Origin of the sequence: Huintestinicola sp. (assembly GCF_051882455.1) — a bacterium.
GTDB lineage: Bacteria > Bacillota > Clostridia > Oscillospirales > Ruminococcaceae > Huintestinicola.
This window is the reverse complement of sequence record NZ_JBJERV010000055.1, coordinates 1-8614: the sequence shown is the minus strand read 5'-3', so window position 1 is coordinate 8614 and position 8614 is coordinate 1. Positions and strand designations below refer to the sequence as shown.

Below are 8614 nucleotides of genomic sequence, written 5' to 3'. Positions count from 1 at the left end.
TTACCACACTCACCTTCGTTTGTCAAGCTTTTTTCGACTTATTTTTTAGGTTTGGCTATTTTGCCTTTCCGCAACTCTCTTTTTCGCTGCAAAATGTGCATATTCAACACATCTATCCAAATCAGCACCTGTGCTTATAAATAAATACCAATATCTTATTACTCTTCCCAAAAAGTTAAAAGTCCTGTCCAAAATAATATATTGTATTCTCCCCGAAAAATCATTATAATATGTATCTTGACAGTTCAAAGAAAGGAAAGATAAAAATGTCAGCACCCCGTGACCTTACAGAGGGACAGCCCGTCAAGCTCATTCTGGGCTTCGGGATACCCTTACTTTTCGGATTTCTCTTCCAGCAGTTTTACAACCTTGCCGATACCGCCATCGTCGGCAGAATTTTGGGAAGCGACGCACTTGCCGCTGTCGGCAGCACAGGCTCGCTGAACTTCCTCGTCATCGGCTTTGTAATGGGCGTGTGCAACGGCTTCGCCATACCCATATCCCAGATGTACGGCGCCGCCGATCATAAGCAGCTGCGAAAATACGTCTCAGGCTCCCTGTGGCTGTGTATCATATTCACTATTGTCATAACCGCCGCGACACTCATCTTCTGCTCGGACATTCTCCGCGCCACCAACACCCCCGAGGACATATTTGACCGCGCCTACATCTACATATTCACCATCTTTGCAGGGATCCCCGCCTATTTTCTTTACAATATGACAGCCGCCATACTCCGCTCCCTAAGCGACAGCAAGACCCCCGTCACCTGGCTTGTCATAGCGTCCGTAATAAATATCTTGCTGGATATTATATTCATCCTCGCCTTTAAAATGGGCGTGTTCGGAGCAGCGCTGGCAACAGTCATCGCACAGGTCATATCCGGAACAGGCTGCCTGATAAAGGTCTGTCGGGGCTTCCCCATACTCGTAATGTCAAAGGAAGATATGAAGCCCTCGGGCAGGCATACGGGAACACTTCTTGCCATGGGCATACCCATGGGACTTCAGTATTCCATAACCGCCATCGGCTCTGTAGTGCTCCAGACCGCGGTAAATCAGCTTGGAACAATGTACGTCACCGCCGTAACAGCCGCCAATAAGATATCAATGTTCATGTGCTGCCCCTTCGACGCAATGGGAAGCACAATGGCGACCTATATGGGGCAAAACGTGGGCGCACGGAAATGGGAGCGCCTTAATAAAGGGCTCGGAGCCTGCACACTGCTGGGACTTATCTACTCTGTGGGAATACTGTGCGTTATCCTGCTCACAGGCGACTATCTCGCAATGATATTCCTGGACGAAAGCAGCGCCGCCCTTATCCCCCTTGTAAAGCAGTTTCTGAACACCCTTGCCGCATTTTATTTCCCCCTTGCGCTGGTAAATATAGTCAGATTTTCCATACAGGGAATGGGCTTCTCCCCCACAGCCACAATTGCAGGGTTCCTCGAGATGATAGGACGGGGAGCAGCAGCGTATTTTGTAGGCATTATAGGCTTTACGGCAGCCTGCTTTGCCTCCCCCTCCGCATGGATACTTGCGGATATGTTCCTTATCCCCGCATATTTTCTCTGCCGCAGAAAGCTGCTTGCCAAAAGCAAGGTCAGCAGCGAATAACAAAAATTCCGCACCGTTTATGCATCAGCATAAGGGTGCGGAATTTTTTGATTTATCCATTTTTCTTTTCAGAGCAAGCACTCTCGGACGGTTAAATCTTTGTATCATAACGAAATACAGGTCAATAAGGCAGGCGAAAACCGATGTGATAACAAACACCCCAAGCGCTCCGAACCTGAGCGAGAACAGGATAGGCACAAAGGACAATACCATAACGATCTCGTGAGCCACCTCCGCCTGAGTCATATTGTGAAGGAGCTCCTCATAAGTCCGCTCATTGATATCAAACTGCCATGGCTTTGCAGTCAGCGCATTTTTCTTTGCCCTCTTGAGACCTATTTTCTTATAAAAATTTTTTTCAAAGCGGCTCTGACGATACCATTTCGCATCATAACGAAATTCTCTTTTTTCATAAATAAGCGTAACGATCTCCCCTACCGCCACTCTCATAATGAAGTGATAGAAAACCGTAAGGAATGTAACGAACATAGCAAAGAAAAATCCGTTATCAAAGCGCTTATCCAATAAATAAAACACTGCTGCCAGCACAGCGAACAGCACCATTGCAAGTATCAGAACAATAAATGTCTTTGAAGCCTTAACCTTTGCCAAAAGCTGCCCCTCCCATAAAAAAGCTTGACGCACAGACAAAGTATATCACAATACCGTCCGTGTGTCAAGCGCCCGCATACTATTATGTTTTATGAGGCAGCCTCTCAGGCTCTCTCCTTATGTACTTTATCCATCTCACATTAAGTCCGTGCCTTTTCCTCATCTGCATAAAGCTTACGGCAAGGTCAGCAGCCATAATTCCGACGAGCATTACAGACAAAGGCTTGATGTCATCTGCGTTCATCATGGAAATAACGCCCATTATAGGCTCGAAGCAGGCGCCCATAAAGGAGGTGATTATAGCCGCAAAGCCAATGCTTGTGGGGATAGATGTGTACTTGGTGATATGGAGAGGTATCCAGTTGTAATTCCAGTATTCAAAGCCGCAGACCTTTTCAACAAGGTGCCCGAGAATAAGCTCGCCTACGGTAACTATCACCATGGAGCATAGAAAATATATAAAGAATTTCTCCGCCTTTGAAGCATTAACGGAAATATGTCCGGGAAGGGTCATATGCTCGGGAGTGCCCAGGAGCAGATACATTCCCACCACTAAAAGCCCGTAGCCCATAAGAAAGGGCAGGTGCATATTTCTGTTGTCAATAAAGCCCTTTGTAGCGGCAAGCCAGAGATTTTCCAGCGTGAAGCCCAGAAATGATATAAAAGCGACCATTATTCCCAAAGCGTAAATATCATAGCCGTATGTCATAGAACATAACCCCTTTCTCTGAAAATTTATGCACTGAAAATTTATGTAGTATTTTCATTCTATGGTTATATTCTACAGCATATTCCGCAACTAAACTTCAACCGAACCTCAATTTTTGTTGAGGCAGGCGGCGGCGGGGGACGCCCCGCGGCGAGGTCGCGCTGTTTGTTTATACGGAATTGTTGCTTTGTCTCCGCGCCGATAGATACAATATCAGCCCGACAAACAGGAAGCGGGGGACGCCCCGCGGCGAGGTCGCGCTGTTTGTTTATACGGAATTGTTGCTTTGTTTCCGCGCCGATAGATACAATATCAGCCCGACAAATCGGAAGCGGGGGGTGTCACCCGCTAAGGGTCACCGTAAACCGGGACCCCTTGCCTAAAACACTTTTCACATCAATTCTGCCGCCGCAAAGCTCGGTTATCTGCTTCACAAGAGCAAGCCCCAGACCGCTGCCCTCGTCCTTGCGGGAGCTGTCGGACTGATAGAAGCGGTTGAAGATATGCCTGCAGTCCTCCTCGGAAATGCCGCAGCCGTTGTCCTCAATTGCAAAAACAATGCTGTCCTTCTTGCGGCGCAGGGTCATTTTTATGCTGCCGCCCGTCTCGGAAAATTTAACGGCGTTGTCAATGAGATTTACCCAGATATGGAGCATAAGCCCCTCAGCGCCGTTATATACCGTCTCCTCAAGGTCAATATCAAAGCTTATGTCCTTTGCGGACCATTTCGACTCAAGGAGAAGAATGGCTCGGCGAATTTGCTCGTCAAGTCGAAAGCTCTCCGTCTTTGCGGGTATCGCCTGATTTTCAAGCTTTGAGAGAAGCAGGATATTTCCCACCAGCTCCGAAAGCCGCTTTGTGTTGAAGAGTATTTTCTCCACATATTCCCCCTGCTCCTCGGGAGAGATATTTTTCTCCTGCAAAAGCATAGCATAGCCCTCAATGGCATTTATGGGGGTCTTGAACTCGTGTGAAACGCTTGACACAAAATTTGTCTGCAATTCCTCAACAGTGCCAAGCTCGGAGGTCATAAGGTTGAAGTTGTCATAAATGTCCCTTACCTCGGTGATGACGGACTTTGTCTCAAGCCTTACCGAAAAATCGCGCTTTGCCACCTGTTCCATCGCCTTTCCCAGCCTTGTTACGGGCGAAAGGATAAGACTGCTTGCAAGTCGGGCAAAAACAAGCCCCAGAATAATGCTGAATATCATAAGCCAGCCTGTGGAGGACATATTCAGCGCCCGATGGAAATAGTAATTGAGGATATAGGTAATAAGCTCCGCAAAGCCCAGAGTCAGCATTATCACAAGAATGATTATCAGTGTGAAATAGATGATAATGCCAAGCCCCGTTTTCTCTCGTTCACGCTTCTTCATCAGAGCTTCACCACCTTGTAGCCCACTCCCCGCATGGTCACGATACGGAAATCGGGATTGTCGCGGAAACGGTCTCTGAGCCTGCCGATATGCACCTCAACGGTATGCGCCTCCGCGTCCGACTCATATCCCCATATATCGTCCATAAGCTGCTGCTTTGTGAATATCTTTCCGGGGTAGGAAGCCATTTTGTATAGGAGCATAAATTCCTTCTGGGGAAGCTGAACACTGCCCTCGCCGGTTGTAACGGTCATGGAGTCATATTCGAGAACGGTGCTGCCTATGACCTGACGGCGGTCGTTTATCATCTGCGCCCGTCTCAGCAGCGCGCCCACACGAAGCACCATCTCATTCACATTCACAGGCTTTACCATATAATCGTCCGTTCCCGAAACGAAGCCCTCCCGCATATCGTCATAAGCGTCCTTTGCGGTTATCATCAGCACGGGAGTGGTGATGCCTGCGTCTCTCAGGGAGCGCACAAGCTCATAGCCGTCCACCTTCGGCATCATTACGTCGGAGATTATAAGGTCGAAGTATTCCTTGTCAATAAGGTCGAGAGCCTCGCTGCCGTCCGCCGCTCCCACAGCGGAGTAGCCGTTTCGTGTGAGGACTCTCTGAAACAAAAGCCTCAGCTCCCTGTCGTCCTCGGCTATCAGAATTTTAAACATATATAAAACCGCTTTCCTTTTAACTTTCGGGATAATTCCCTTTATGTCACATTATAGCATATGGCGGTGGGTTTTGCAAGTATGGGTGCGATATAGCAGCATAGAATTGTATTGACAATAAAACAGAGAAATGATAAAATGTTAATAAAGAGCACAAATATATCCTTTGCAAAAAATTCTCGGAAAGGAACTTTCAAATCTATGAGCGATCTTATAAAATCTATTCAGTCAAAGCTTGAAGCCCTGAAAGGCGGCAATAAAAAAACTATGGAAAACCGCACAGAAGCAGACCCTGCTTCTCCCGAGGCACGCCGCCAAAGGTCAATTGATAAGATCAGATCAATGGGTATAGCCTATACCTATAATCTTCCTCTTATTGAATCTGCCGACGAAGTAACGGTCCGTCCTTTTGACGACATCTGCAAACGTGCTGCCGCTTGTCTTTTCGCCGTGCAGCTTGCCTGCGATATTTCCGAGGGAAACGGATATGAGGACTCAAAGGAATTCTTTTCGGGGCTTCTTGAGCGTTACGGAGTCTCAGGCAGCCTTCTGGCGAAAGAAAAGCTTCTCTATGACAATAACTTTACCGAGCAGGACGCTGTAGATATAACCTGGACATACGAATGCTACTGGGCACTTGTATGGGCGCTGGGGCTTATAGACGATATGGGCGAGCCTTCCGACTGCTGCGACTGCGAAACAGCGGTACGGCTTCTGAGCGAATGTAAGAATATGGAAGAATTTAAAAGCAAATGCCGCCTTAGGGATATAAACGAGATACTTGACGTTCTCGACCTTTACTACAGATACCATTGGGCTTGCGTAAACAAGCAGATCGATCCCCATACGCCCATAAACGGACTTGACCCTGCGGTGGTGACAGAACGCAGAAGAGGACTTGAATGGCTCATCAGCGATGAAGATGACTGGAACGATATTTCCCTTGATACATAACTGCGCTGTGTGAAGAAATTTTTTGAAATTTTCCGTCACATCTCCCCACTCCGCTGAATAAAATATAACATTATACTATATTCACGGAGGTACCCTTATGTTTGACGAATATAAATTTCCTCCCTGCAAGCAGGACTGCTTCAAGGAGGCTGTCACCATCGAGGCAATGCGCATTTTCGACACCTGCTCGGAAAGGGACTGCATCTCAGACCTGGCGGTGGCGCTTGACCCGGGCTACTGTCTCACCGACTGTATGACGGTGGTCAAGACCCGCTGCGCAGAGGTAACGGGCGTGTGCATATCCGTTGACTGCGTTCCCTTCAAGAAGGGCTGCTATGCGGTAGATCTTACTTACACATTCAGGCTCACAATGGACGCATACGAAAACGCCTGCACCGACGAGGCTGTAACCCTCAAGGGCTGTGCCGTATGGAACAAGAGAGTTATACTTTACGGCAGCAAGGGCAGCTTCAAGACCTTTGACAGCGATGACAGCGTTACCGGCGAGACCGACAAGTGCTGCAAGATATGCAATAAGCCCAAGGTAACAGTAAGCGTTGTGGAGCCTATTGCCCTTGAAACAAAGATCGAGTGCATCAAGACCAACACAGGCTGCGAGTGCTCCGTTGTAAGGGGCATTACCGTAACTCTGGGACTTTTCAGCGTTGTCCGCATTATGCGTCCCGTTTCCCTGCTTGTCCCCACATATGATTACTGCGTACCCGACAAGGAGTGCTGCACTGCCGCCGAGTCTCCCAAGGAAATTTTCGGCAGACTGGAATTTCCCAGTGACGAATTTTTCCCCGGAGCAAACCCCGCCCCTGCCGCAGACGTTCCCCCCGACAGCAGCGGATATGAATATCTCCCCGAAAACAGCGAAATGAACTAAGCAGCCGGACGTTCTGTAATTTATACGGGCGGCAGTCTGACGTCTCGGTAACGATACAAATTAGCGTCTCCAAAAAATTCCAAGGTTTATCGTTCTGTTGCAAGATCTATCGGCGCGGGAACAAAGCAGCAGTTGCGCACAAGCCTGCAGCGCGACCTCGCCGCAGGTCGTCACCTGCAAACCGCCGGGTGACATTATCAATATAAAAAGCAATCCACGTGCGGTAGAAAACCCTCTCCGAATATGCTATAATAAAAAAAACAACAGCGAAAGGACGGTAAAAATATGAGCCTTGGAAAAAATATCGGATATCTGAGAAAGCAGAAAAAGCTCACCCAGGAGCAGCTTGCGGAGCAAATGGGCGTATCCCGTCAGACCATATCAAAATGGGAGTCTGACGAGATAGTTCCCGAGCTCGGGAAGCTCATAATGCTCAGCGAGCGTTTTTCCTGCAAGCTGGACGCGCTAATAAAAGAGGAGCTTTCAGACCGCAGCAGCATCTATTCGGAGGTGACCTTCAAGCAGCTGAGTGCCTTTAAAATGGCAAGATACGTTATGATAACCCCCAACCCCGAGGACGATGTGAACAGGTATATGAAGGGCTGGGCACAGATGTCGGGGCTGCTTGAAGCCCACCCGGACGCAAAGCTCATCGGCTGGGATTTCCCCTTTGTGCCCCCCGAGCTGAATATACGGTTCGGACTGCACGGTTATGTGGCGGCATATATCCTTCCCGAGGGCTTTGAGACCGACTTCCCGGGAGTGGAATATGCGGAGCAGGCAGAAGCGGAATATGCGGTCATCACAGTATACGACCCCTTTGTATCGGCATATGAGCGTATCGGCGGCGCATATAAAATGATACTTGAGCATTTGCAGGCTAACGGCTTTCGCGAGAAGCCTAAGGAAAATGTGCTTTCCTGCTTCGAGTATGTTTACGAAACGGACGGCATGACCTGTATGGACGTTTACATTCACACCCAGGGCGTATCGAAAGCAGACGCTTTTACGAATTTCTCGTGACGGTGAAATTGCATAAATGATCAAAATCCCCCGTCTGCTTTTCGGCAGACAGGGGATTTTCACAAATCAGAATGTAAAAGTATGTTCTAAAAGTATCTCTTTGCTGAAATCATATAAACCGCCTACTTCAACATTCACGTCCGAAGTCTCGTTTCTGAGCTTATAGGCTTTATATACAGTTATTTCCACACCGGGCTTGATATCCGTTATATACGTGCTTGTATCATATTTATCCGCAACATCTCCAAACAAAATAGCTGTATCACATTCAATGCCCTCCTGATATACATCTGTCCTAAAAGTAAATCCGCAGGAAGCAGCTTCTTCAGAGTCATTTTTAAACTGCATTTCAAGCACAATGGCAGGTTCGTCCTTATAATCGGTCACTAAAGTCGCCCCATTTATTTTCAGACTGCAGCCGTCATATACAGCTGTTCCGTCCTCTGCGGTAGCGGCTGTAGTCGTTTCGGTTTCGATCTCAGTTTTCGTTTCAGCAGCTGTCTCTTCCGCAATCTCCACCGATGAGGTCTCAGAAGATGTAACAACTTCGGACATGGTTGTTTCAGCTATTTCCGCTCTCAATGCTTCATTTTCAGCTTTGAGGCTCTCAAGCTCCGCCTGACCCGATGTGTCAGCGCTGCTTCCGCAGGCAGACAGCATAGCTGCGGCACATAAAGCGGCAATGAAAATATACTTTGCTTTTTTCATGATAGATTGTCAAGTCAAGTGCAACAAAATCACTGAAAAAACTTTTTAAGCAC

General features: G+C 47.9%; 9 protein-coding genes. 4 read left to right on the top strand and 5 right to left on the bottom strand.

Features of this window, described 5'->3' with window-relative positions:
* The first annotated feature begins 266 nt into the window (after positions 1 to 266).
* Positions 267 to 1619 (top strand): MATE family efflux transporter, encoded by a 1353-nt coding sequence (locus ACI4J0_RS07415; RefSeq protein ID WP_439765179.1) that lies wholly within the window; start codon positions 267 to 269, stop codon positions 1617 to 1619.
* Between the two features lie 24 nt (positions 1620 to 1643).
* On the opposite strand, the gene ACI4J0_RS07410 is transcribed toward ACI4J0_RS07415, so the two are convergent.
* From ACI4J0_RS07410 to ACI4J0_RS07395, 4 genes are all read right to left on the bottom strand, one after another.
* Positions 1644 to 2231, bottom strand: a complete 588-nt coding sequence (locus ACI4J0_RS07410) for a hypothetical protein (RefSeq protein ID WP_439765178.1) — start codon at positions 2229 to 2231, stop codon at positions 1644 to 1646.
* Between the two features lie 82 nt (positions 2232 to 2313).
* On the bottom strand, positions 2314 to 2940 hold the full coding sequence (locus tag ACI4J0_RS07405) for a putative ABC transporter permease (RefSeq protein WP_439765177.1): 627 nt from the start codon (positions 2938 to 2940) through the stop codon (positions 2314 to 2316).
* Positions 2941 to 3281: 341 nt separating this feature from the next.
* Positions 3282 to 4316, bottom strand: coding sequence for a HAMP domain-containing sensor histidine kinase (locus tag ACI4J0_RS07400; RefSeq protein ID WP_439765176.1), 1035 nt, complete (start codon positions 4314 to 4316; stop codon positions 3282 to 3284).
* Positions 4316 to 4987, bottom strand: a complete 672-nt coding sequence (locus tag ACI4J0_RS07395; RefSeq protein ID WP_439765175.1) for a response regulator transcription factor — start codon at positions 4985 to 4987, stop codon at positions 4316 to 4318. The genes ACI4J0_RS07400 and ACI4J0_RS07395 overlap by 1 nt, the downstream gene beginning before the upstream one ends.
* A gap of 201 nt (positions 4988 to 5188) precedes the next feature.
* Between ACI4J0_RS07395 and ACI4J0_RS07390 the strand changes: the two genes are divergently transcribed.
* The 3 genes from ACI4J0_RS07390 (at position 5189) to ACI4J0_RS07380 (ending at position 7853) form a co-directional block, all read left to right on the top strand.
* Entirely contained in the window at positions 5189 to 5941 is a 753-nt protein-coding gene (locus ACI4J0_RS07390) for a DUF4272 domain-containing protein (RefSeq protein WP_439765174.1), read from the top strand.
* 97 nt (positions 5942 to 6038) lie between these two features.
* Positions 6039 to 6830 (top strand): hypothetical protein, encoded by a 792-nt coding sequence (locus tag ACI4J0_RS07385; protein WP_439765173.1) that lies wholly within the window; start codon positions 6039 to 6041, stop codon positions 6828 to 6830.
* A 285-nt stretch (positions 6831 to 7115) separates the two neighbouring features.
* A complete protein-coding gene (locus ACI4J0_RS07380) occupies positions 7116 to 7853 on the top strand; it encodes a helix-turn-helix domain-containing protein (RefSeq protein ID WP_439765172.1) in 738 nt (245 codons plus the stop codon).
* Positions 7854 to 7919: 66 nt separating this feature from the next.
* On the opposite strand, the gene ACI4J0_RS07375 is transcribed toward ACI4J0_RS07380, so the two are convergent.
* On the bottom strand, positions 7920 to 8561 hold the full coding sequence (locus tag ACI4J0_RS07375; RefSeq protein ID WP_439765171.1) for a DUF5067 domain-containing protein: 642 nt from the start codon (positions 8559 to 8561) through the stop codon (positions 7920 to 7922).
* Between the last annotated feature and the right edge of the window lie 53 nt (positions 8562 to 8614).